The organism is Paenibacillus sp. FSL L8-0436, assembly GCF_038593025.1.
In the GTDB taxonomy this organism is placed as follows: Bacteria; Bacillota; Bacilli; order Paenibacillales; family Paenibacillaceae; genus Paenibacillus_AQ.
Genome location: NZ_CP151955.1, coordinates 1,162,991 through 1,186,773 on the forward strand (window position 1 = coordinate 1,162,991; position 23,783 = coordinate 1,186,773).

Sequence of the window (23,783 nt, forward strand, 5' to 3'; positions counted from 1 at the left end):
GATAATGTAAATGGCGTTCGTTTTAAAAATCGGATTCCTGCTGGTGACCGCCTTTTTGATCAAGCCCACGGCTTTGGGAGAGAACTACTCCATGCTGGGAATCGCAGCGGCTATGCTTGCCCTTTTGTTTCATCTCATTGATTGCCGGGTGCATCCCATGAAGAAAATATCCATTCAGGGCCCTCATCGGCTTGTGCTGTTCCTGGTACTGCTGCTGTTCAGCTACCTGCTGGGCCACGCCATGCTGATGAACTCCATCTTCCTGCTGAATGTGTTGAAAGCGGCAGTGCTGAACTGCACCATAGTTCTCGTTGCGGCCTTCATCCTAAGCGAGGCAAGGGCCAACTATATTTTCTTTCGCAGCCTGGTGATCATTTTTATTGGATTCATTGTGTCCTACTATGTGACCATCGCGCTGGCTGTATTTGTGACTCACCTGGAGCAGCTGGAGTTATTCCGGATTCAAATCGGGGACTATCCCTCCTCAGGGATGACCTATTTCCCCTTCACCGTCATGTACGGCGTTTACACCGTAGACGGTATCCGGTTTCCGCGGCTGCTGGGGCTGTTCAGGGAATCGGGCATTCTGCAGATGTTCCTGATCTGGTCATTGTTCAATCTGAAGTCCATCCGGCTGAACCGGTTATGGATTAAAGGAACACTGCTGCTGGGGATTATCGCTTCGTTCTCAACGGCAGGGATTGCAATTCTTCTCGCCAACCTTGTGCTGTATCTCTTTATGAATAAAAAAGTGATGAGAGGCGTCGTCTTGCTCTGCTTAACCTATGTGGTGGTCATGTACGCCCCGTTCATCGGGATCAACGACAAGACGGAAACGCATGGCGCTTCCATCTCGGACCGTACCTTGGCTACAGAAGCAGGGCTGGAAGCGCTCGGGAACAATCCGTTCGGTGAAGGCATGTACAACACCCGTATTCCCAACGCGGGGATCAACCTGGTAGCAGCTTCTTCCATGATCGGCGTGGCCGGCGTTCTGCTCGCGATGCTTGTCTATCTGGTACCGGCGCTTGCCGCCGGGGACCGCAGGCGGTATTTACTCGCAGTCATTCCCATTATTCTGACTTCGCTGATTTCACAACCGCTGCTGGATGCCCCGCTGCTCTATCTGCTGCTGATGGCCCCGTACAAGGGCGAAGAGGAACCACAACCCGAAGGGGCGGCATTACTTGTTCAACCCGCTTTGGAATACATCCGTTAGGATCAAGAAAAGGTAGGGTCTTATGATAAAAACACTATTGATAGCCTATCAGATCGCCCCGTACCGTATCCCGGTCTATAACACGATCGACGCATCGGAGGATATCGATCTTACGGTTTGGTTTCTGGAGGAGAAGGAAGCCAACCGGGAATGGAATATTGATTATCAGGATATGCGATTCCGGTACAGCTGCCTGCGCGGGTTCCATTTGTTCATTCAGCGTATGGATTTCGGGGTGCATATCAACCCGGGTTTATTCTTTAAGCTGGTACGCCTGAATCCCGATGTGATTATCACTACGAGTTATGATGCGATTGGCTATTGGGTCAGCTTGTTCTACGCGAAGCTCTTCCGTAAAAAGTTCGTCGTCTGGTGGGGCAGCACGCTGGAGAGCAGCAGAGTGAAGAACCGGGCGATGAATGCGGTGCGCGGATTGTATTTCCGTTCGGCGGATTCCTTTGTAACCTATGGCTCGGACTCAGCAAGATGCCTGAATCACTACGGCATTCCGGATGAGAAAATGGCTGTCGGCTTCAATACGGTGGATATCCGCTATTACTACCGGAAGCGCCTGGCGGTTAAGCCCCATAAGGAAGAGGAAGGGCTGCTGAATCTCCTGTTTGTCGGTCAGCTGATCAAGCGGAAGGGCCTGGAGGAGACCATCCAGTCATTGGCCCGGCTGAACCATGAGAACTGGAGGCTGCGGATTATCGGCACGGGACCGGATGAGAAGAAGCTGAAGGAAATGGTCCGGCGGTACGGTATGGAAGAGAAGGTGCAGTTCGAGGGCTATAAGCAGAAGGAGGAGCTGACCGGCTATTTAGCGGCAGCCGACTGCCTGCTGGTCCCTTCGCTGATTGAGGTGTGGGGGCTTGTGGTCAACGAAGCGCTTGTCTCCAACACCTTTGTGCTGGCTTCCAAATATGCCGGCGTGACGAGTGATCTGATTGTCGACAAGGAGAACGGGATCATCGCCGATCCTCTGGACCCGGCCAGTATGGATGAAGCGATGCAGTGGCTGTTTGACAATGTATCCTATTTAAAAGCAGACCGGAAGATCAAGCTGAGCATGTGGAAGAAGCTGCATCCCACGACCTATGCCAAATCAGTGGTCCGGGCTATCCGGATGGCGAGCCGGCCCAGCCATTAAAAGGTAAGGCTAAGATTATTTCGAGAGAGGTGCAAGGCTATGAAGCCGAAAATTGTGTTCGTGATCAATTATTTTTACCCGGATTATGCTTCCACCGGCCAACTGCTGACCGAGCTGTGCCTGCATCTGCAGAATGACTTTCAAATTACCGTCATTGCTTCGCAGCCCGGCTATTCCGGGGAGGCGAACTCAGAGAAGAGAAGATTCATTACCGACCACCTGGAGAATATTGAAATTATCCGTATCCGTCTTCCTGTGGTCAATAAGCTGAATAAATGGAGTAGGCTGCGATATATCGTAACCTACTTTTTTTATGCCATTGTTGCCGTGCTGAAGCAAAGAAACGTGGATTTTATCTATACGATCTCACAACCGCCGATCCTCGGGGGGCTGATCGGGACGATCGGCAAGCTGCTGAAACGGTCGAAGCATATTTATAATATCCAGGATTTCAACCCGGAGCAGGCGAAGGCGGTCGGCTTCATGCAGAATGCCAGGCTGATGAAGCTGGCACAGTGGGTGGACACCCTGAACTGCAAGCTGGCGGATCACATTATTACGGTAGGCCAGGATATGCAGGAGACCCTGCTGAGACGGTTTGCCAACAAGAAAGTGACAGAGAATACCGTCATCAACAATTGGACCAATGAAGAGGAGATTATTCCTTTAAGCAGGGAGCATCCACAGGTGCAGGGCTTCCTCGAGAAGCATGGCCTGCAGAATAAATTCATTGTGATGTATTCCGGAAACCTCGGGCTCTATTACGATCTGGAGAACCTGATCAAGCAGACGGCAGCCTTCCGTCATCTCGATAATCTCGCCTTCGTCTTTATCGGAGAGGGTGCGGTGAAAGCCAAAATGCAGGAATATGTGGCGGAGCACGAACTCTCGCAGGTCTATTTTCTGCCTTACCAGCCGAAAGAGGATCTGGTGTACTCCCTGAACGCTGCCCATGTACATCTGGTAGTTAATCAGAAGGGAATCAAGGGTGTCTCCGTTCCCAGTAAAATCTACGGGGTTATGGCTGCAGGCAAGCCGGTGCTTGGTGTCCTTGAGAACGGAAGTGAGGCGTACCGGCTGATTCTGGAAAGCAACTGCGGTCTTCTCGTCGAGCCTCACAGTTATGAGGAAGTTGTCCGCAGCGTGCTGGCTTTTTATGAATGGGATCGTGAAGAGCTGGAGGCCTGCGGGATGCGGGGAAGAGCCTATTTGGAACAGTATTTAAGAAGAGAACTGTCTCTTGAACGTTATAGAGAGCTGCTGCTGTCTTTAAAAATCTCATAAAAAGGTGGGGGAATTCATGAAGCTGGTGTTATTGTCCGGGGGTTCCGGAAAAAGATTGTGGCCGTTATCCAACGATTCCCGCTCCAAGCAGTTTCTCAAAGTGCTGGAGAACGAAGAGAAGGAAATGGTCTCTATGGTCCAGCGGGTATGGGGGCAGATTGAGCGCAGCGGACTGGGTGCATCCACGTTTGTAGCTACGGGGAAATCGCAGATTGAAATGATGCACAGCCAGCTCGGCCCGCATGTGCCTCTGATCATCGAGCCGGAACGCAGGGATACCTTCCCGGCCATCGCGCTTACAGCGGCCTATCTGTATTCCTTTATCGGAGTGGATCCGGATGAAGTGATCGCCATTCTGCCGGTGGACCCGTTTGTGGAAAACCGCTTTTTTGATACCGTCAAGCAGTTAGAGGAGATTGTGTCGGCAACGAGAGCGGATCTTGCACTGATCGGTGTGCAGCCCACATATCCCTCTTCCAAATACGGCTATATCATCCCTGAAAGCGGTGAGGATTCCTCCGGCGGCAGCCTGAAAGTCAGCCATTTCCGTGAGAAGCCGCAGGAAGAGGAGGCCAAAAACCTGATTGCCCAGGGCGCCCTGTGGAACTGCGGAGTGTTTGCCTTTAGGCTCGGCTATCTTATCGATATATTGAGCGGGCAAGGCCTGCCCGTGAACTACGAGGAGCTGTCGGAGCAATATGACCAGCTGCCCAAGATCAGCTTTGATTATGAAGTGGTAGAGAAGGCAGCCCATATCACTGTGGTTCCCTATGAAGGCTACTGGAAGGATCTAGGGACGTGGAACACTCTTACAGAAGAGATGAAAAACAATCAAATCGGCAGAGGAACGATCAGCGGGGATTGCAGCAACACCCACCTGATCAATGAGATTGATATCCCCGTATCCATTATCGGTTTATCCGATATTGTCGTGGCGGTGAGCCCGGACGGGATTCTGGTCACAGACAAGAGCGAAAGCCCGAGAATCAAGGACTACATTGATTATAATCAGGGACCGATGTATGAAGAGCGTCAATGGGGCTGGGTGAGAATACTGGATGACCAGTCGTATGAGGACGGACGCTGTGCCGTTACCAAACGGGTATGCATTCTTGGCGGTAAAAGCCTCAGTTACCGGATGCACACCAGCCGGGAAGAGGTTTGGACCATTATTAAGGGAGAGGCAGAGTTTGTGCAGAACGGGAATTTCATGCTTATCGGCCCGGGCAATGTGCTGCATATTCCGATGAAGACATTGCATACGCTCAGAGCTTCTGCCGACCTGGAGATGATAGTGGTCCAAAGCGGGCAGGTACGGGAACCTAACCGGATGCTTGAGCTGTACCCTACATGGGATGAGATGTCACAGCATTGCTTCAAAACCTCCTGAATAGCCGAATCATCCTAACCCAAAGGAGGCCAACGCATGCATGCAATCGCCGATCAGCTGCAGGAAATCGTTCAGAGGCGTTATAACCGCTGGAAAAATGCAGAGCTGCCCGCTTATCTCAGCAAAGAGCTGAATGAGCTGAAGTCTGCGGAAATTATCGACCGCTTCTATCAGGATTTGCAGCTTGAGGATCATGGCATTTACGGAATTACCGGGGTTGGGACGAACCGGATGAATATATTTACGATCCGCCGCGTTTGCCGGGGACTGGCTGAGGAGATTAAGAGCCGCGGCTTTGCCGCCGGGCAGAGAGGCATAGCCATCGGCTATGATTCAACCTCCTTTTCCAAAGGGCTTGCGGAGCAGGCGGCGCTCGTTCTGGCGAATCATGAGGTGAAATGTTATCTGTTCCGCCAGCCTTCTCCCGCAGGTGAACTGGCCTTCGCCGTACGGTATTTACATGCTGCCGGAGGGTTGCTCATGTCGAGCGGGGGGGAGGCCTCCGGCTACAGCGGCTGCACCCTTTATGATGAGCATGGAATGCCGGTAGAGACGGAGACCAACCTGCGCTTGGCCCGTTACATGGAGGAGTGGGAAGATGGGCTTCATATCGGATTAATGAATGTAGAGGAGGCGGCCCGTACGGGCAGGCTCGTCTTTACCGGGGAGGAAGTCGCCAGCGCCTATCTGGAAGATGTGGACCGGATTCCGGTCTCCCGGGAAATCAATCAAATCATGGGCGCTTCTGTGCGTATCCTTTATATCCAGCCGGGGCAGGGGGAGGCAGGACTGCTGCGCAGCACGCTTCTGCGTTCCGGCTTTACCTCGGTACATGTCGTTCAGGACCCGAAGCTGCAGAGCGCGAAGTCATCCTCCCAATACTTTGAACTGTACGATTGGCGGCTGGCGAATGAGGCGGCTGCGGAGATGAATGCCGATCTGATTCTGGCGTTCAACCCGCAGTACAGTGAGCTGGCCTTGTCCATTAAGACGGAAATGGGCAAGTATCTTGTATTAAGCCACAGTGAAACGGCGGCGCTGCTTCTCCACTATCTTTTGCGGCAAAAGAACAACAGAGGGGGAAGCACTGCCGGTGGAGTGCTGCTTAAGTCTTTTTTTACAAGTGATCTTGCCTCGGCCATTGCCCGAAAAGAGGGGATTAAGACGATCAATGTTACCGGAGGCTTTGGCGGAGGGGCATCGCTGGGGAAATTTTGCCGCTCGGGCAATCTCCCTTTTCTGTTCGGTTACGATGAGGACGGCGGATTTGCGGTCGGGGGCTCCATTGCTGGCAGTGACGCCATTCAGTATGCTGTGCTGATTGCCGAGATGTCAGCCTATTTTAAGTCCAGGGGCAGAACACTTGGCAAAGAGCTGCTGGACTTGTATGCGGAGCACGGCTGGTTCGCAGATGACAGGATAGAGCTTACATACCGCGGACTTGAAGGCCGGCAGAGGGTAAGCTTTATCATGGGGCGGCTGAGCAAGGATGCGTTAAGAGTAGTGGGCGGATTAAAGGTTGAGCAGTTGTATGACTTCCGGGCCCGGGAGCATATCCAACTGGCCAAAGGCAAACATTTGGCGCTGGATATGCCGCGGTATGACGCGCTCAAGTTTATAATGGAGGACGGGTCCTGGTATGGTCTGCGGCCGGTATCTGCACAGCCGGGCATTCAGCTGTTCCTCGGCAGCCATGCTTCTGACAGCCTTGCCAGCAGGCGGAAGCTTGCAGCTATACGATCCGACGTGCTGTTCATGCTGGAAAGCATGCTGTGAACCTGAAAATTTTTATTTGTTTACAATGTTATTCGAAACGAATATAATTTAGTCGACAAATACTCTTATTGAGGTTTTTTTGAGAGCCTTAGAGACTGTCTGAAATTGCGGTATGTTGAAAATGGGTATGTAAAGAGGCATGGAAACGGGTTAAAGAAATAGTTTATGTCTTGTGGGTCGCGAATTGAATAATTATTATTTTTTTATTCGTTTTAATAATTCGAATGGAGGAATTTGAGTGGAGTTAAAACAGTATTGGACCGTAATCCGAAAGCGATTATGGCTGCTGGTCCTGCTTGTTGTTGTGATTACTACCGCCACGGGAATATACACGTATGAATACACCGAGAAGCAGTATACGGCGTCAACGAAGCTTATTGTAACCCCCAAGCAGGAGGTTGAGCTGCTTGGCGGCAAGCTGGATCTAAGCACCATCAACTCCAACATCCGGCTGATAGCGACCTACAAGGAGATCATCATGTCGCCGAGGATCATGAATCTGGTCGTCCAGCAGTATCCTCAGCTTGGCCTCACATCCGATGAAATGCTGAAGAAGGTAACTGTATCCGCCGTCGAGGAATCCCAGGTGATGTCCCTGGAGACAGTGGATACTTCTTACGCTCAGGCAGCTGCAATTGTGAATGCAGTGGCTGCCATATTCCAGTCAGAAGTGCCCAAGGTGATGAAAATAGATAATATCAGCGTCCTCAGCGAAGCCAATCCGGCTGATACTCCAGATCCCACATCACCGCAGCCGCTGCTCAATATGATAATCGGACTCGTTCTGTCCCTGATGATCGGAACGGGGCTTATGTTCTTGCTCGATTACCTGGACGATACGATCAAGACGGAAGCGGATATCCGCGATGTGCTGGGTCTCTCTACGTATTCGGCAGTCCCGGCGATTACACAGCGGGACCGGGTAGCAGCCCCGAGAAATACAGCCAAGCCGACGAGGAGGAAGAAGAATGTCACGTTCGAAGTCTAAGCATTATCTGATTGCGGATCCCAGTCTGGATTCCCCGGCTGCCGAGGCCTACCGCAAGCTGCGGACTACTCTTGATTATTCGCACCAGGATGAAGGCATCCAAACGCTTATGATTACTTCGGCATTAAGCGGCGAGGGCAAAAGCACGACCGCCGCCAATCTGTCGATGGCTTACGCGCAGTGCCGGAAAAAAGTGCTGCTGATCGATGCGGACCTGCGCAGCCCGTCCCAGCACTCCATATTTAATGTAGAGCAAAACCCGGGAATCAGTGCAGTTCTAAATGGCCAGGCTCTGCTGGAGGATGTGCTTGTGCCCGTGCTTGACGGAACATTGACGCTGCTTCCGGCCGGACCCCTCTCCGGCAACCCTGCGGAGCTGCTGACCTCGCCGCGGATGAAAGATTTGCTGGCTGAGCTTAGCGGGAAGTTCGATCTTATCCTGATCGATACCCCCGCACTGCTTACCTACAGCGATGCCCAGATCATCGCGGCCCAGTGTGACGGCGTCCTGCTGGTAGTCAAGCCGGGCAAGGTGAAGAATGGTGCCGCGCTTAAGGCCAAAGAGAGTCTGGCGCTGGTTAAGGCCCGGGTGCTTGGAGCCGTCCTGAGCAACGTCAACCGCAAAAATGCCGGCCGTTTTATCTACTAGAAGAAGAGTACAGGAGAATAGCTATGAATGCTTTCATTTATCTAGCTTTTGCATTGCTCCCGCTGGACAATTTCCCCTATATGTTCGGCGGAGCATACAAGCCGGTTTCTCTGATTTTTATCGTACTGTATTGTGTACTCAAGATTCCGGTACTGATCCGGATGAAGTTCCAGAGAAAGGAGATCTGGATCTTTATCGTTCTGGTATCAGCAGTCCTGATCTCCGCAATCCTGGGCCTGCAGAACAATTACTCCTTTGCGGGGCTTCAGGATGCAGTGGTTTCTCTGGCCGCCGGCATTATCATCTATCTGAGCTTCAGAATATATGTGCATTCGAGCGAACACCGCAAGGATTCATTCCTGACCTTGTTCCGCTGGATGTTCAGAGGATATTGGCTGGCCGTCATAATCGGTCTGCTCCAGCTTGTATATATGTATGCCTTTCATAGCGGCGCGCTAAGCAGTGTAATCGGTTTTTTCGTCCAGAGGGATTCTTACGTCACCGCAGGACGGCTGCATTTTACATTCTCGGAGCCATCCTACATCGGACTTCATACCAATCTGCTGCTGTTCCCGGCCTATCTTATCCTGAAGAAATACAATTATTTAACGAAATCCGACAAAGTGCTGTTATGGATCTTTATCCCGTTATCGCTGCTCTCCTTGTCTATCCGTTACTATCTGGATCTGCTGTTTTTTGTGGTCGTGTATGTCATTGTTACCAGCAAGCCCGAAAAGTTCCTGATGTTATTCATGAAGTTTATGATGTACCTTGCGGCTGCTGCTGTTCTGCTGAATATCGTGTTTGTTAACAATCTCTTTCAATTAAAATCCGATCATTACTATCGTATTCTGCATATCTACGAGGATCCTGCCAGTATTACGGAAGATAATTCATTCAGCATCAGAAGCACATACTCCAGCCTGGGTTTTCGATCCTTTCTCGATAAGCCGTGGTTCGGGTATGGAATGGGGAATTACTATTACGGCTTTATGCATAATTTGGACCATATTCCCGCTGACACCCTTGAAGAGAACGAGGAGCTTAGGGACGCTAAATACAATCTGACCCTACCGCAATATAACATGTACACCCGGCTGCTGTCGGAATTCGGCCTGCTGGGGATTATGCTGATTTTTTTATTGCTCTCTTTAGTAAGGCTCAGCCACAAGGGCAATTTCCCGAAGCTGATGGTCGTCCTGCTGTTGTATTCGCTTCTGCAATTTGATTCTTTTGCCTTCATCCAGGTGCTCTTTTGGGTGGCTATTCTGCAGAGCGAGGAGGTGTCCCGGCTGCGGATTGGCAAGGCGGAGAGCACAGAGAATAAAAGAAAGATGGCTAAGATGCATTCGGGCCCGTGGGTCCAGCTGCGGAGGTCAGAACATTATCCCAAGTGACAATGAAGGTGATCATAATGAAGAAAATCTGCATTATCGGCCAATTTCCCCCGCCTGTGCACGGATTGTCCAAAGCACTCGAGACACTTCTGAATTCCCGGCTTTTTAACGAAAAATACGAACTTACCCATGTGGATATCAAGGACAATAAGAAGGTTGCTGCTCATATGAGCATGATCAACCGCCAGGACACAGATATTTTTTACTTTACCATTTCACAATCCAAGTGGGGCAATCTGCGGGATATGTTTATTCTGGCCAATCTGTTCAGGAAGGGCAAAAAAGTGGTCATTCATTATCACGGCGGCTACTTCAGACAGTTGTACAGCCAGTTTAATCCCCTGCAGCGGGCCATCAACAAGAAACTGCTCGCGAAAGTGGATGTGATGATTGTCCTCAGCAAAAGTCTGGAATGCCTGTTTGCCGGGATTGTCGATGCCGGGAAAATCAGAATTTGCGAGAACTGCATTGAGGACAGCCAGCTCTTAACCTCGTGGGAATACGAGAGCAAAATCTTCAGGCTGATGGAAACCGGCAAGCCGCTTGAGGTGGTATACCTGAGCAATTTCATTAAGAGTAAGGGATACTTCGATCTGTTGATGGCAGCAGAACGGCTCAAGGACCGGGACATTCATTTTCATTTTGCCGGCAGCTTCTTCAATCGGGAGGATGAGGAGGAGTTCCTGGCCTACATTCAGCAGAACGGGCTGCAGGATAAAGTGTCTTATCATGGCGTGGTAACCGGGGAGCGCAAGAAACGGCTGCTGGAGCGCTGCGATATTTTTGCGCTTCCGACCTATTATCCCAATGAAGGGCAGCCGATCTCCATAATTGAAGCAATGGGCAACGGGCTGGCCATTATCTCGACGAAACATGCCGGCATACCCGACATCGTATCCGAGGAGAACGGCTTTCTGATCGAACCGCAGTCGCCGGAGGCGATTGCCGGAGTCATCTCCGGACTGCTTCAGGACCGGAGCGGAATGAAGCAAATGGCTGATGAGAACCGGAGTAAGATTCTACGCAGGTATAAGGAAGCGGACTATCTAAAACGGTTGGAACTAATTATGGATGAGGTCTGAACAATGAAGATGAACTTAGCGAAGTATGATCAATCCTGGTTCGTTAGAGGGAGAAGCGGCGCTGTAGTAATGCTGTGGTGGCTGATACAGGCAACCGTGTTCAGAGTGTCGCTGCACAATATGCATGGCTTCCGCAGCGCATTGCTGCGTCTGTTCGGCGCACAGGTAGGCAAAGGGGTAAGGATAAGGCCTTCGGCGAAGTTCACGTATCCCTGGAAGGTCAAGATCGGTGATTATTCCTGGATTGGAGACCATGCGGAGCTGTACAGTCTGGACAGCATCGTGATCGGGGACCATTGTGTGATATCCCAGAACGCCTATTTGTGTACAGGCAGCCATAAGCTGAATGATCCCTATTTCGGTCTCATTACGAAACCGATAGAGCTGAAAGACGGAGCATGGGTGGCTAGCCATGTCTTTGTATACCCCGGAGTAACAATCTATGAAATGGGGGTTGCAGGGGCAAGGAGCACCGTGATGAAAGACATTCCAGCGAACCAGGTTCATGTCGGATTTCCCGCCGTGTATTTCAAAGAACGATTCACAAGCTGAAAGGCTGCACCATTAAAGGAGAGTAGCAATGAGAATGATGAAGAAGGCCTCCGGCAAAAACTTTTCGTGGCTGTTCACCGGAAATTTAATTTATTCGTTATCCCAATGGGGAATGGTAGTTTTGCTGGCGAAGCTCGGAAGCCCGGCCATGGTCGGCCAGTATGTGCTGGCTCTGTCAATTACGGCTCCGGTCATTCTGTTTGCAAATTTCCAGCTTCGTGATTTCCAGGCTACCGATGCCAACAACCAGTATTCATTCCAGCAATATTTAACACTCAGACTGCTGTCGATGACGGCTGTATTCCTCCTCATTCTCGCTGTTACTGCATTCATTCCGCTATCCCTGAATACGCTTCTTGTGGTCTGGTTCGTCTGCGCAGCCAAAATGGTCGAATCCGTCTCGGATATTTATTTCGGATTATTCCAGCGGAATGAAAAGATGGAGTATGTCGGGAAATCCATGATTCTAAAAGGGGTGTCCTCTGTCCTTGTGCTTGGGATAAGCGTCTATCTGACCCAAAGCATTGCCGCCGGAGCTTTAGCGCTTGCGCTTGCCTGGCTAGGGATACTCTTGTTCTACGACATGAAGAACGGGGCTTCCATGCTGCACAGCGTTTCGGCGGAAGGGAGACTTAAGAAGGGCCGCCTGGTGAGTCTCTGGAAGGATTTCGGGAAAGGGGAGCGGTCTACGCTCAAGGGGCTGCTCCTGCTTGTATTGCCACTGGGTATTACCGCTACGCTGGATTCCCTGAACAGCAGCATTCCGCGTTATTTTCTTCAGCATATCGGCGGTGAGGAAGCGCTCGGCTACTATTCTGCGATCGCCTACATCATGATGGCGGGAGGCACCTTTGTCAATGCAATGACGCAGGCGTCGAGTCCGAGGCTGTCGCGCTACTACCGGGACAACCTGCAGCGGTTCAAACGGCTGCTCCTGCAGATCATGGGCCTATGTCTGCTGCTCGGACTAGCGGGTCTTTCCGCTGCCTATTTCATGGGTGAGTTTCTGCTCAGCCTGCTCTACAGTCCCGATTATGCCGCGTACAACAATGTCTTCATTATTATCATGCTGGCAAGTACGATCTGGTATATGACAGGCTGCCTCAGTGCAGCTTTAACCGTCTCCCGTTATATTAAGCTGCAAATTCCGGTATTTCTGCTGACCTGCTTATCCATTATCACAAGCTCCTTCCTGCTGATCCCGGTCTATGGGGCAACCGGTGCCGCGTGGAGCATATGCATCGGGATGGGGACAAGATTTGTCTGCAGCTTCGCGCTGGTTCTTCATGCCTTGTCCAGGCAGGCGGCACTTGCCAAACAGGCGGAGCAGCGGGAGGCGAGGATCGCTCTCGGTGATATCGCCAGGGGATAAGTTCTTCTATTTAAGCTCACAAAACTTTGATGAGGAGCAGAGACATGAACATTACTGTGATAGGAACAGGGTATGTCGGTTTGGTGTCAGGTGTATGCTATGCAGAGCTTGGGCATCAGGTGTATTGTGTCGATAAGGATGCGGAGAAAATTGAGCTGCTTCTGAGTGGCGGCATTCCGATTTATGAGCCGGGGCTTGGAGAGATGTCCTGCACAAATATGGAGGCGGGCCGGCTCCGCTTCACGACAGACCTGTCCGGTGCAGTGGCGGATGCAGAGCTGGTGATTATAGCGGTAGGAACGCCTTCGCTGCCGAGCGGTGAAGCAGATCTGCGGTTCGTGGATGCGGCCGTAAGGGAGATTGGCGCGGCCATGAACGGTTATAAAGTAGTCTGCGTGAAGAGCACCGTGCCGGTAGGCACCAATGACAGAGTCCGGGAGCTGCTGAGCGAGTTATACGAAGGGCCGTTCGATATTGCTTCGCTTCCGGAATTCCTGCGTGAAGGAACGGCTATCCGGGATACGCTGGCTCCGGACCGCATTATCATCGGGACGGACAGCCAGCGTGCTTCCAAGCTGCTGAGCGGACTGCATGAGCCGCTGAACACCAGAATATTGATCACAGATATCCGCAGTGCGGAGATGATTAAATACGCCTCCAATGCTTTTCTGGCTACCAAAATTTCATTTATCAACGAGATCGCCAACATTTGCGAGAAGGTAAAGGCCGATGTCACGGAGGTGGCCAAGGGAATGGGACTGGATACACGAATCGGGCCCTCGTTTCTGGGAGCGGGTATTGGCTATGGCGGCTCCTGCTTCCCCAAGGATACAACGGCGCTGATCCAAATCGCAGGCAATGTGCATTATGATTTCAAGCTGCTGAAATCAGTAGTAGAAGTCAATAAAGAACAGCGCTATAGTGTCATTAGCAAGCTACATCAGGCACTGGGCAGCCTGGAGGGCAGAACCATCGCGCTGTGGGGGCTGGCCTTCAAGCCGGAAACCGATGATGTCCGGGAGGCTCCTGCACTGGAGATCGTAGACAGGCTCATTCAGCTTGGCGCCACTCCTAAGGTATTCGACCCGGTGGCCATGGATAATTTCCGGCGGCTGCGGAATCATTCCGGGATTCAGTGGTGCAGCTCGGCGCTGGAAGCTGCGAAGGACAGCGACGCGTTGTGCCTGCTGACAGAGTGGAAGCAGTTTAAAGAGATCAATCTGGCCGAGGTAAAAGCAGCCATGAGCGGCACCGTCCTCATTGATGGCAGAAACGCCTTCTCGGAGCAGCAGGTAAGCGGATTGGGCTTCGGGTATTACCCGGTAGGCCGGCCTTCGCTCCAGGAGCCGTTTGAAATTCCGGAAGTCGTGTAGCTTTGCAAGGGGCGTTCCAGCCGGATCATGAAATGAATCCCTGCCGTAAGTGTGGCGGGGATTTTTTTGCGTTTCCATATCCCTGATTACTTAGTCTGGGAATGGAAATTGGATTAATTTAATGTAACCAGTAAATCGAGAAACTTTTAGACCGGTTGATGCGTCAAAGGGATAGTCAAGAAATTGGAATTATTATTTATTATCCAGGAGGGTGAGCTTGTGAAGAAGTTATTTATTTCGATTTTAGCGGGGTTGCTGGTGTTCCCGATGCTGCTGCAGTCCCCGGCTCAGGCAGATGCACCTATCAAAATTGTGATTGACGGTGTTCCCTTACCTACTGATCAACCCCCTATATCGGTGCGTGGACGAACGCTGGTGCCGCTACGGGCCATTTTTGAAGCCTTTGATGCCACCACCACGTGGAATAAGCAGACAAAAACAGTAACAGCAACAAAAGAGGATACAACGATTATATTGAAGCTTGGCTCCACACTTGCCACGATTAACAATAAGCCTGTTATCCTCGATGTGCCTGGTCAAAGTTTGAAGGGCAGAACGCTGGTTCCGACACGGTTCGTCAGCGAAGCTCTGGGTCAGGAAGTGGTATGGAATTCCAAAGCGAGAACAGTGTCCATAACAACTTCCGGAGGTAAAGGTGGAAACGTAAGTCCGGCATCCAATGTAGTCCTGCAGGATGTGAGTGACAGCGGTGACGGACGTGATCTGCAGGTCAGCTTCGTCCGGGCGGCAGATGAGTCCATTGTTGATCATTACAGGGTATTGATTGTGAAAGCGGGGAACACATTAAACTTGTCATCCGCCCAACAGATCGCACCGTCCAATTATTCTACTGTATTGTCTATCGGAGCTAATCCTACATTTAAACTGAACGCTGGGTCGAGGGACATCGGCGGTGAATTAATTAAAGTCAATCAGCCGTATATTGCTTATGTTTTGGCGGTAGGCAAAGGAAATAATACCAGTGCCCTTTCGAATAGTTCAGCAACGCTTACGTTGGTGAATAATATTGTATCCGCACCAACCAATATACAAGTGAAAGATGTCGGGGATAATGGGGATGGACGGGATTTATCTGTCAGCTTCAACAAGTTGGCGGATGAATCGAAGGTCAATTCCTACCGGATATTTGTAGTCAAAGCAGCGAACTATACAAATTTTAATGTGGCGGCAGCAAACGCAGTTTCCAGCTCTAACTACACCCAAGTCAGCAAGACGGGAAATAATCTTTCTCAGGTCTTGGCTTCAGGATCCAGGGATGTCGATGGAGCCCTTATAAAGTCGGGTGTGAGCTACCGGGTATTTGTTATGGCGGTAGATAGCAGGAATGCGGCCAATCAAGTACTGTCTCCTGCGTCATCCGCGATTACGTTGTCCACTACAGGAATCTCAAACTTCATCGTTAGTGATGTTAATGACTATGGAGACGGCCGGGATATGAAAGTGTCCTTTGTCCATCCCACAGCCGAAGCTAATATTAGCCAGTATCGGATTATGGTCGTACCTACAGCTTATTACAGCGGCTTCAGCGTATCTGAAGCGAATAATGTATCCAGCTCCAATTATACAGCGGTGAGTACATCAGGAAGCAGCACCAATCAAATCCTGACCTCATCAACCAGAGACGTACGGGGTAATTTGATCAAAAATGGAACTGGTTATCAAGTGTACGTGTTATCGGTTGGAAGCAATTCAAGTGCAAATGTGCTTTCCAGCGCTTCATCGGTTATTACGCTGCTGACTGACTTCAGTATGGGAGCCGTTTCTAATCTAACTGTAAGCGACGTTAGCGACAATGGTGATGGACGGGATTTGAAAGTATCCTTTACTCATGCTGCGGACGAAAGGTACATCAGCAAATATCTGATCATGGTGGTGCCAACCTCATATTACAGCAACTTCAGCGTATCTGAAGCCAATCGTATATCCAGCTCCAACTATACAGCGGTGAGCACATCGGAAAATAGCACCAGTCAAGTACTAAATTCATCCTCCAGAGATGTGCGCGGCAATTGGATCAAAGAGGGTACCCCTTACAAAGTGTATGTATTATCTGTTGGTAGTGGGAATTATTCAGGTTCTAATGTCTTGTCCCAGGCATCCTCGGACATTACGTTGTCGTCCAAAACCCCTGTGGTTTCTGTAACCAACGTCACGTATCAAGTGAACGACAGCAGAATACTGGCCCGCTTCACCAAATCGTCCAATGAGACTAATATTTCTGAATACCGGGTATTAGTAGTTCCGGCCAAGCAGGGTTTTGGCTTAGGTGATGCGCTTGGGGTGAGCTCTTCCTCTTACAAGTCGATCATTCCTAACGGAACGAACCCGGTAATTACAGCATCAACAATCGATGTCAACGGTAGTCCTATCATTAAAGGCAAAAAATATAAACTGTATATTCTTGCCGTGGCAAATAACAAGGGGACGCAGAATGGCGGCCTTTCAGATTCAACGGAGGAGTTTGAGTTATAATAGTCAATGTTAAATGAGTCCGTAAGCCTGACCTTCCAAGGTCAGGCTTTTGTTATGTAGGTAATAGAAGAGATGTATGATGTACGGCCGTTTGAGCATTATAAATTCAGTATGGAAGTGTAGATGACCAGAGCAGGGCACCCGGCAGTCTTTACCGCAGCTGACTCAAGAAAAGACTTTTGAGGTTAATAACGTAAATCACACAAGGAGCGGTAACGTCTGCTTGATTTCATATCAGAAGGGTGCGAAGTAAACGATGACTCATCTTGCAGATCAGATTATTATGCTGCTGGCGGTGCTGCTGCTTGTAGGAGTGCTTTCCACAAAATTCTCTACACGGTTCGGCATGCCGGCGCTCGTATTATTTATTGCGGTGGGGATGGTACTCAGCCACTTTGTCTATTTTAACAATGCATCCCTGACCCAGATTGCCGGGATTTTTGCACTGGTCGTGATTCTGTTTGAAGGCGGGATGCAGACCAGCATGAAGGATATCCGGCCGATTATGGCGCCTGCTCTGTCCTTAGCCACGGTGGGTGTGCTGCTGACTACAGCCATAGTTGGCATTTTCGCCAAATTCATACTGGGAGTGCCTTGGGCGGAAAGCCTGCTGTTCGGAGCGATTGTCGGTTCAACGGACGCAGCCGCTGTATTCTCTGTTCTGGGCGGCAAAAACATCGACAAAAGGCTGACCTCCACACTGGAGGCTGAATCTGGAAGTAATGATCCGATGGCCGTATTTCTGACCGTATCGCTGATTGGATGGATTCAGCATCCCGATACTGCCATCTGGAGCCTGCTGCTGTCCTTTGTATGGGAAATGGGGATTGGCCTGCTGCTGGGGATCATTATCGGCAAGCTGGCCGTATATCTGATCAACAGAATCAACTTGGATTCCACCGGTCTGTATCCGGTAATGGCTATAGGCTTTGCTGTATTGACCTATGGCCTTACAGCCATGGTACACGGCAGCGGACTGCTTGCCGTCTATGTGATTGGCCTGACGCTGGGGAATTCCGAACTGATGTATCACCGCACCATCATGAATTTCAATCACGGCTTTGCCTGGATGATGCAGATTGCCATGTTCATTCTGCTGGGGCTGCTGGTGTTCCCCCAGGAGCTTGCAAATATCGCTTGGGACGGGCTGCTGCTGTCCGTCATCCTGATGGTAATTGCCCGGCCGGTCGGAGTATTTATAAGCCTGCTCTTTGCCAAATTCTCTTTCCGGGAAAAAACACTGATCTCGTGGGCTGGCCTGCGCGGCGCCGTGCCGATTGTACTGGCTACCTATCCGCTGCTGGCGGGTCTTCCGCAGGGACGGCTGTTCTTTAATGTCGTCTTCTTCGTCGTCCTTACATCGGCTGTTATTCAGGGGACGACGATTTCACCGCTTGCTTCCAGACTGAAGCTGGTCGGGCGGGAAGAAGCGGGGCAGCCTTCCCTCATGGAGCTTGTGGCCCTTGGGAAGACGGACTCGGAATTCAATCATATTGGAATACAGCCTTCTATGCCGATTGCCGGGATGCAGATTGCAGAGCTGGGGCTGCCTGATGATATTCTCTTCACGGCGATCATACGGGATAAGAATATCGTCACTCCGCATGGCAATACCGTCATTCAGGCAGGAGATACAGTTTACGTGCTTAGTCCGAAGTCCAAACGCGACGAGATGCGGGCGATCTTCCGGAGCGGAAAAGGCAAGGCGGCGCAAGCGGAAACTACCTAGGTTTAAACCCTTGTATTTCATATGATTTTTTATGCCGCAATGATGTGATTTGTGTCAATATAGGTGCTTATGCTCCAATGTGACGCAAATAATAGGAGTATAACAGAAAGTTATGCTAGAATTTGCAGCAACAAAATCGTCGTAATCGTTGCAAAAAGTATAACTTCATGTTATATTGTATATAGATTTAGAACAAGTCTAAATACAATAACATATATACAAACCATAGGAGGCTATTAGAATGAGTACACAAGTAAAGAGCCAGACTGAACTGCACGCTGCTTTGAATCGCCAAACTGCAAACTGGACCCTGCTCGGAGTGAAACTGCATCACTACCACTGGTATGTGAGCGGATCGCAATTCTTCACGTTGCATGCCAAATTCGAAGAACTGTACAATGAAGCTGCAGGTTATGTGGATGAGCTGGCTGAACGCCTGCTCGCTATCGGCGGACAACCGGCCTCTACGATGACCCAATATCTGGCCCTCTCCGAGCTCAAGGAAGCTGTCGGCGGCGAAAGCGCCAAAGAAATGGTTACCCAACTCGTAAAAGATTTTGCCCTTGTTGCAGAAGAGTTGAAGCATTCCATCGCGGCAGCAGAAGAGCTGAGCGATCAACCGACTGCTGATCTGCTGATTGGTATCAGAAGCAGTGTTGAGAAGAGCGCCTGGATGCTGAATGCCTACCTGGCATAAGACCAAGTGACCAAGTAGCAACAATCAGGAACCGCCTGTGATTCCCGGTATAGAAGCTGTGGCCGGTTTTATGGGTTTTGTGCATTGTCTGTAAAATAAAGAGTGCCCTTGCGGGATACGCACGGGCACTCTTTTTGCTAATCAAGATTTATATTTATCCTTACTTGATAAACACTCCGCCGAATGGCAGCGCCTCACGGAGAAACCGTTTGATAATCCCGTCCTCATTGTTGTCGCGTTCAAAACGCCGGCTCTGGCGACCGGCTTGGAACAGCACGGGCCCGTGGCCTGTCATCTTCCAATGATAGCTCATATGCTGGCTGGCCAGATGATTGCCGTAGACGGTCAGCTCAAGCTTGGCATTCTCGGGGTAGGCAATGACGCTTCCAGCATCCACATACAGCGGATCGAAGGGATGCAGCTCCGCTTCGCATACCGTTCCCTCAGTCAGGATGCCGATGCTGCCCCGGCCGGAGAACTTCACCTTGATGACATCGCGCGTCACGAGCATATTCTTCATGCTGAGCACCCGGGTCTGCATCGTAACCCCTTTACTATAGAAGAAGAGATGCCTGAAATCATAGAGCAGATCGCTTTTTCCGTCGAGCTGCAGCGTTTTGATCCGATAACCGGGAGGAAGTGCGGCAACGAACCGGCAGGGCCCGGACAGATCCGAGCGGATCAGCTTGCGCTTGCGGTACATGCCCTTGACATCCATCAGCCGGTCCGCCCGGCCTGAAGAGGGACCTTGATAAGCAATAATCTGCTGCGGGTGCAGCACATGAACCTCTTCGTTCTCTCCAACAGTAAAGGCAACGGCTTGTCCGCTGCCGCTGTCGCCTTCATCCTGGACATCAACGTTCATAGCTTACACTTCCTTGTTCCTGTGACTTCTTGTTTCTGTGGGTAACGCTCTCCTTGCGGACTAACGCAGCCGGTCGCTTCTTCTGGACCGGTAGCGCATCGCAAAGCGAAGCAGCCGGGTGAGCAGGAAATAACCGAATATAAGGGCAACCCCGGTAATGACCGTAACTTTAATCCGGTTATAGTAGTTTTCCCGGGCTGTACGATCGTTTTTCAATTCATCTACCACCAGGCTTAATTGGCGGTTCTGCTCCTGAAGAGCCTCATTCTGGGTACGGTACGTCTCCATCTCCTGCAATGTCTGTCCCAAGGCTTGGGTCGTTTCGCCCAGCTCATTTTTGGTCTGCTGGAGCTCATCCACCGTTTGCTGGTAGCTTTCCTGCAATTGATTAACTTCACCGGGCAATTCCGAGAAATTCTGCAATCCTTTATATATATCGCTGAAGTAATTGGCCTGAGCCGCAGGAGCCGGCAGGGCTGCCGTTATCCCAAGCAGCAGCAGGGCCGAACTTAACAGCTTGATCAATTTGCTCATTACCTGTTTTTTCATTACATATCACCACCTGGTATAGGCTAATATTACTTTTATTTTAACATAGCCGGACAACTTCCGGGTACCTTACAGGGGGAAGCTTGGCATCATTTGGCGGAGAAAGCACATTTTTGTCCCGAGTTATGGATATAAAGGGACTTAAGCTTTTTTTACCCTGAGGCTTGCGGCCATAACCATAAAAGTAATACAGCATTAAAGACACTCAGGTTTCGGTTTTGCTACCACAGGTGTACAAATTATCGTATACTTTGAACGGAAAGGGGCTGATGTGATGAATAAATGGCTTAAGACGCTATTGTTTCTGGCAGGTTCTGCCTTTTTGACGCGATTAATTCCGTTTTCTTCCTTGTTCCGCAATCTGGATACGATGGTTCACGAGTTCGGCCATGCGCTCATGACCCTGCTGCTCTCGGGAAGTGTGCTGCGTATTGAGCTGTACGCCGATCACAGCGGGGTCACTTATTCGGCCATTGGTGCGGGAGCACAAGCGATATTGGTGTCGCTGGCCGGATATCCGCTGGCTTCGTTATTCTCTTTGCTGCTGTTCTATTTATATAGAAGAAACCGGCTGCAATGGGGGCTGATGCTGTCCACCGCCATAGCACTTATTATGCTGATTTTATATGTGCGGGGCGGATTCGGCATGATGTGGCTGGCCGGCTTTATTGCGCTGAATCTGGCAATGATGTTTCTCTGGCCTAAGATCAGCAAATATTATTACTTGTTTCTGGCGTTTCTCACGCTTGAGGAATCCGTAATGGGTACACTTTTTCTGGTATCGTCTGCGGTATTTATACCCTCCCGTGCAGGGGATGCGGCCAATCTGGCGAGGTTGACTCCTTTGCCGGCCATCTTTTGGGCAGTGCTGTTTCTTCTATTCTCATTGCTATGCGCCAAAGGGGCACTGGGTTTCTTGTTCAAGGAAGAGCGCCGGAACGGCAAGCTGGGGAATAGGTGAAATTACACAAATTTTTCGTCATCTTTAGACAAAAGAACGATCTTTCGCAAAGAGGCAATCCACTTTTTAGTGGAGTGGCTCTTTTTTTGTCGATATTCTAGGTCCGAACATATATTCCATGACAAGGAGTTGTCCGCCATTATTGGTACATTAATAGAAGATCCAAAAAAAGAAAGAGGTGGAAATATGCAAGCAAGTATCCAGCCCATATTTACATGGAGTCAAAACCGGATTTTTGCAGGAGCTGCTCGAGATGTAGTTTTGCTAGTCGAGTGGGAAGGCATGGTCCAAGGTGTGGAAACCCGCAAGAAAAGCCGCAAAGTTGTTGCCCGTGAAATCGAACTGAGAGTATGGCTTGAAGCGCATGTAAGTCTGAAGGCATGTTATGGATGTGTAGTGGAGGCAGGGGAAGGAAGATCGCTGCTGCTAAAGCTTGGTAAAATACATGCGGGAGGGAGGAAATATATAGCGCTGGAATTCACTATGGCGGCGATGCCAGCCGGAAACCATGAAGCACTCTGGCTGCAGTGGCAATATAAACAGCCCCCGGTGGAACGCATCCGCGAGCTCCCCTTGCATAAGTTAAGCCTAGAGTATACCCACCATACCGATGTGCTCGGCACGGTCAGCTGCTTTCATGTAGCCAAGCATTTGGAGCTGCTCAAGACAGCGATGGTGATGGAAGAAGCAGTGGCCTTACGTTCTAAGACATCCGACCCAGCTTCCTATGATAGGTTGCGCAGACAGGCGGATGATCTGCTGCTGCTGGCAACTCAATCTGGAGACATGCAGCTGGTTAAAGAGGCGGAGGCTGTGTACAAGCAGTTGGAGGTGGGGATTCAGGTCTGGTGACTCTAGGAATACACAGTTTAAGATCCATCAACCGGTAACTAGGGCACATACATAACTGCACTATTTCGCTGAGTGCAAACCAGAATAGCTGACAGATAGAGCGATATATTAATGTGGTAATATAGTAAAATAGTTCTATTATATTTTTGTAACGAGGTTATTACATCCCTGTTTTTAGATATATATAACTAATTTATTTAAAATAATGGGTCTATTTTACCATAAATCAAGGGGAACTGAAAATGACAGACCGATTAATCCGGCTGATGCGCATCATTACGCTAGTTCAGGCCAAACCCGGAATTTTAGCCCGTGAGCTGGCGGAACGCTGCGGCAACAGTGAGAGAACGATATACCGGGATATGGATGCGCTAAGTGCCATGCATATCCCTATTACCCACCTGGGGCACGGGAAGGGATATGCTTTTATCGGGAACTTTGCACTCTATCCTTTAGATTTGTCGGAAGAAGAATCGGCCGCATTTTCACAGCTCCGCGGCATTATGAATGACATTAAGCCACTGCTACCTGCGCATTTTGAAGACGCCTATGAAAAAATCATGGCTGCGGAATATAAGCAGAAGGCGGAAAGGGAAGAGAAGATGGAAAGCGTAAAAAAAGAAGCCGGGCAGCATTGGACAGAGAGGGGGACTTCACAGGGGGAGCCTTCGCCTTTTCTGACGGAAATTCTGCTGGCTATAATGAAACAGCGAAGCTTTCAGGCAGATTACAGTGAAAATGCCTATGAAGAGAAGGAGATGCAGATCGATCCGTACTGTCTGGTTCCGCTGGAGAACCGCTATCATTTAATCGGTTTCTGCCATCGCTTTGGCATGATCCGGGCTTTTCACATCAACGGGTTTTCGAGTGTCAGGCCGTTGAACCGTTTTTTTTCCAAGGAGCAATTTGATTTGCAGTCTTTTATGAAGCAGAAGTGGCATTTGGACCAAGACAGTCTGGAGATCGAATTCAAGGTGAAATTTTCGGAACGGATGATGGATTGGATCAAATATGAGGAGTTGTTTGTAAAGCCGAGCAAGGTGGACCGCCAGAGCCGCTTTCTCCACTTTAAGGTAGCTGTTGAACAGGATATTGGATTTGTTCGTTGGATCATGAAATTCGAAGAGGAAGCGGAGATTGTGGAGCCGTTTTACTATAGGGATATGATGAGGGTTCAACTGGAAAGGTGGCTATTGGTCTATAAATAGAGCAGGATCTTTTTGTTTTGTCATTAATTATACCCTTAAACCCTATGAGGTTAGTTAATCTTGTAAATTTTCCTTGTCTACCATGGTTTTATATAGTAAAATTATACAATAAATAACAACTATGTCGATTTGATACTAAAAACTAACTTATTATGTAAGATATTCGCGGTTGAATCTCTCTTTTAGAGAGATTTTCT

General features: G+C 49.9%; 20 protein-coding genes. 18 read left to right on the top strand and 2 right to left on the bottom strand.

All coding sequences use genetic code 11. The features are described from left to right. Positions 1 to 10 precede the first annotated feature (10 nt). The 15 genes from NSS79_RS05345 (at position 11) to NSS79_RS05415 (ending at position 19,151) form a co-directional block, all read left to right on the top strand. Complete coding sequence (locus NSS79_RS05345; protein WP_342438558.1) at positions 11 to 1,219, top strand: hypothetical protein; 1,209 nt, start codon at positions 11 to 13, stop codon at positions 1,217 to 1,219. A 22-nt stretch (positions 1,220 to 1,241) separates the two neighbouring features. Next, positions 1,242 to 2,369 carry a glycosyltransferase family 4 protein gene (locus tag NSS79_RS05350; protein WP_342438559.1) on the top strand — a complete coding sequence of 376 codons (1,128 nt, stop codon included), beginning with the start codon at positions 1,242 to 1,244 and terminating at the stop codon, positions 2,367 to 2,369. Between the two features lie 39 nt (positions 2,370 to 2,408). Next, entirely contained in the window at positions 2,409 to 3,653 is a 1,245-nt protein-coding gene (locus NSS79_RS05355; protein WP_342438560.1) for a glycosyltransferase family 4 protein, read from the top strand. Between the two features lie 16 nt (positions 3,654 to 3,669). Next, on the top strand, positions 3,670 to 5,043 hold the full coding sequence (locus tag NSS79_RS05360; protein WP_342438561.1) for a sugar phosphate nucleotidyltransferase: 1,374 nt from the start codon (positions 3,670 to 3,672) through the stop codon (positions 5,041 to 5,043). A gap of 36 nt (positions 5,044 to 5,079) precedes the next feature. Beyond that, positions 5,080 to 6,819 carry a hypothetical protein gene (locus NSS79_RS05365; protein ID WP_342438562.1) on the top strand — a complete coding sequence of 580 codons (1,740 nt, stop codon included), beginning with the start codon at positions 5,080 to 5,082 and terminating at the stop codon, positions 6,817 to 6,819. A 238-nt stretch (positions 6,820 to 7,057) separates the two neighbouring features. Continuing rightward, positions 7,058 to 7,807 (top strand): Wzz/FepE/Etk N-terminal domain-containing protein, encoded by a 750-nt coding sequence (locus NSS79_RS05370; RefSeq protein WP_038586558.1) that lies wholly within the window; start codon positions 7,058 to 7,060, stop codon positions 7,805 to 7,807. Continuing rightward, entirely contained in the window at positions 7,788 to 8,456 is a 669-nt protein-coding gene (locus tag NSS79_RS05375; protein WP_342438563.1) for a CpsD/CapB family tyrosine-protein kinase, read from the top strand. The genes NSS79_RS05370 and NSS79_RS05375 overlap by 20 nt, the downstream gene beginning before the upstream one ends. Before the next feature lie 23 nt (positions 8,457 to 8,479). Continuing rightward, a complete protein-coding gene (locus NSS79_RS05380) occupies positions 8,480 to 9,853 on the top strand; it encodes an O-antigen ligase family protein (RefSeq protein ID WP_038586564.1) in 1,374 nt (457 codons plus the stop codon). Between the two features lie 17 nt (positions 9,854 to 9,870). Next, positions 9,871 to 10,935, top strand: a complete 1,065-nt coding sequence (locus NSS79_RS05385) for a glycosyltransferase family 4 protein (RefSeq protein WP_342438564.1) — start codon at positions 9,871 to 9,873, stop codon at positions 10,933 to 10,935. Between the two features lie 3 nt (positions 10,936 to 10,938). Next, on the top strand, positions 10,939 to 11,487 hold the full coding sequence (locus tag NSS79_RS05390; protein ID WP_342438565.1) for a WcaF family extracellular polysaccharide biosynthesis acetyltransferase: 549 nt from the start codon (positions 10,939 to 10,941) through the stop codon (positions 11,485 to 11,487). Positions 11,488 to 11,515: 28 nt separating this feature from the next. Further along, positions 11,516 to 12,859 carry an oligosaccharide flippase family protein gene (locus tag NSS79_RS05395; protein ID WP_342438566.1) on the top strand — a complete coding sequence of 448 codons (1,344 nt, stop codon included), beginning with the start codon at positions 11,516 to 11,518 and terminating at the stop codon, positions 12,857 to 12,859. Positions 12,860 to 12,903: 44 nt separating this feature from the next. Then, positions 12,904 to 14,232 (top strand): UDP-glucose/GDP-mannose dehydrogenase family protein, encoded by a 1,329-nt coding sequence (locus NSS79_RS05400; RefSeq protein WP_342438567.1) that lies wholly within the window; start codon positions 12,904 to 12,906, stop codon positions 14,230 to 14,232. Positions 14,233 to 14,451: 219 nt separating this feature from the next. Beyond that, the gene (locus NSS79_RS05405; RefSeq protein WP_342438568.1) at positions 14,452 to 16,725 is read left to right on the top strand and encodes a copper amine oxidase N-terminal domain-containing protein; all 2,274 of its coding nucleotides are present in this window, start codon (positions 14,452 to 14,454) and stop codon (positions 16,723 to 16,725) included. Positions 16,726 to 16,981: 256 nt separating this feature from the next. Beyond that, positions 16,982 to 18,454, top strand: a complete 1,473-nt coding sequence (locus tag NSS79_RS05410) for a potassium/proton antiporter (RefSeq protein WP_342438569.1) — start codon at positions 16,982 to 16,984, stop codon at positions 18,452 to 18,454. Between the two features lie 241 nt (positions 18,455 to 18,695). Further along, complete coding sequence (locus tag NSS79_RS05415; RefSeq protein WP_038586577.1) at positions 18,696 to 19,151, top strand: DNA starvation/stationary phase protection protein; 456 nt, start codon at positions 18,696 to 18,698, stop codon at positions 19,149 to 19,151. 160 nt (positions 19,152 to 19,311) lie between these two features. On the opposite strand, the gene NSS79_RS05420 is transcribed toward NSS79_RS05415, so the two are convergent. Further along, positions 19,312 to 20,016: an AIM24 family protein gene (locus tag NSS79_RS05420; protein ID WP_038586581.1), complete on the bottom strand. Its 705-nt coding sequence runs from the start codon at positions 20,014 to 20,016 to the stop codon at positions 19,312 to 19,314. Positions 20,017 to 20,076: 60 nt separating this feature from the next. Continuing rightward, a complete protein-coding gene (locus tag NSS79_RS05425; protein WP_342438570.1) occupies positions 20,077 to 20,565 on the bottom strand; it encodes a hypothetical protein in 489 nt (162 codons plus the stop codon). A 274-nt stretch (positions 20,566 to 20,839) separates the two neighbouring features. Between NSS79_RS05425 and NSS79_RS05430 the strand changes: the two genes are divergently transcribed. The 3 genes from NSS79_RS05430 (at position 20,840) to NSS79_RS05440 (ending at position 23,586) form a co-directional block, all read left to right on the top strand. Further along, positions 20,840 to 21,526 (top strand): M50 family metallopeptidase, encoded by a 687-nt coding sequence (locus NSS79_RS05430; protein ID WP_342438571.1) that lies wholly within the window; start codon positions 20,840 to 20,842, stop codon positions 21,524 to 21,526. A 186-nt stretch (positions 21,527 to 21,712) separates the two neighbouring features. Next, positions 21,713 to 22,378 carry a hypothetical protein gene (locus tag NSS79_RS05435; RefSeq protein ID WP_342438572.1) on the top strand — a complete coding sequence of 222 codons (666 nt, stop codon included), beginning with the start codon at positions 21,713 to 21,715 and terminating at the stop codon, positions 22,376 to 22,378. Positions 22,379 to 22,620: 242 nt separating this feature from the next. After that, positions 22,621 to 23,586, top strand: coding sequence for a WYL domain-containing protein (locus tag NSS79_RS05440; protein ID WP_340894566.1), 966 nt, complete (start codon positions 22,621 to 22,623; stop codon positions 23,584 to 23,586). Positions 23,587 to 23,783: the final 197 nt, after the last annotated feature.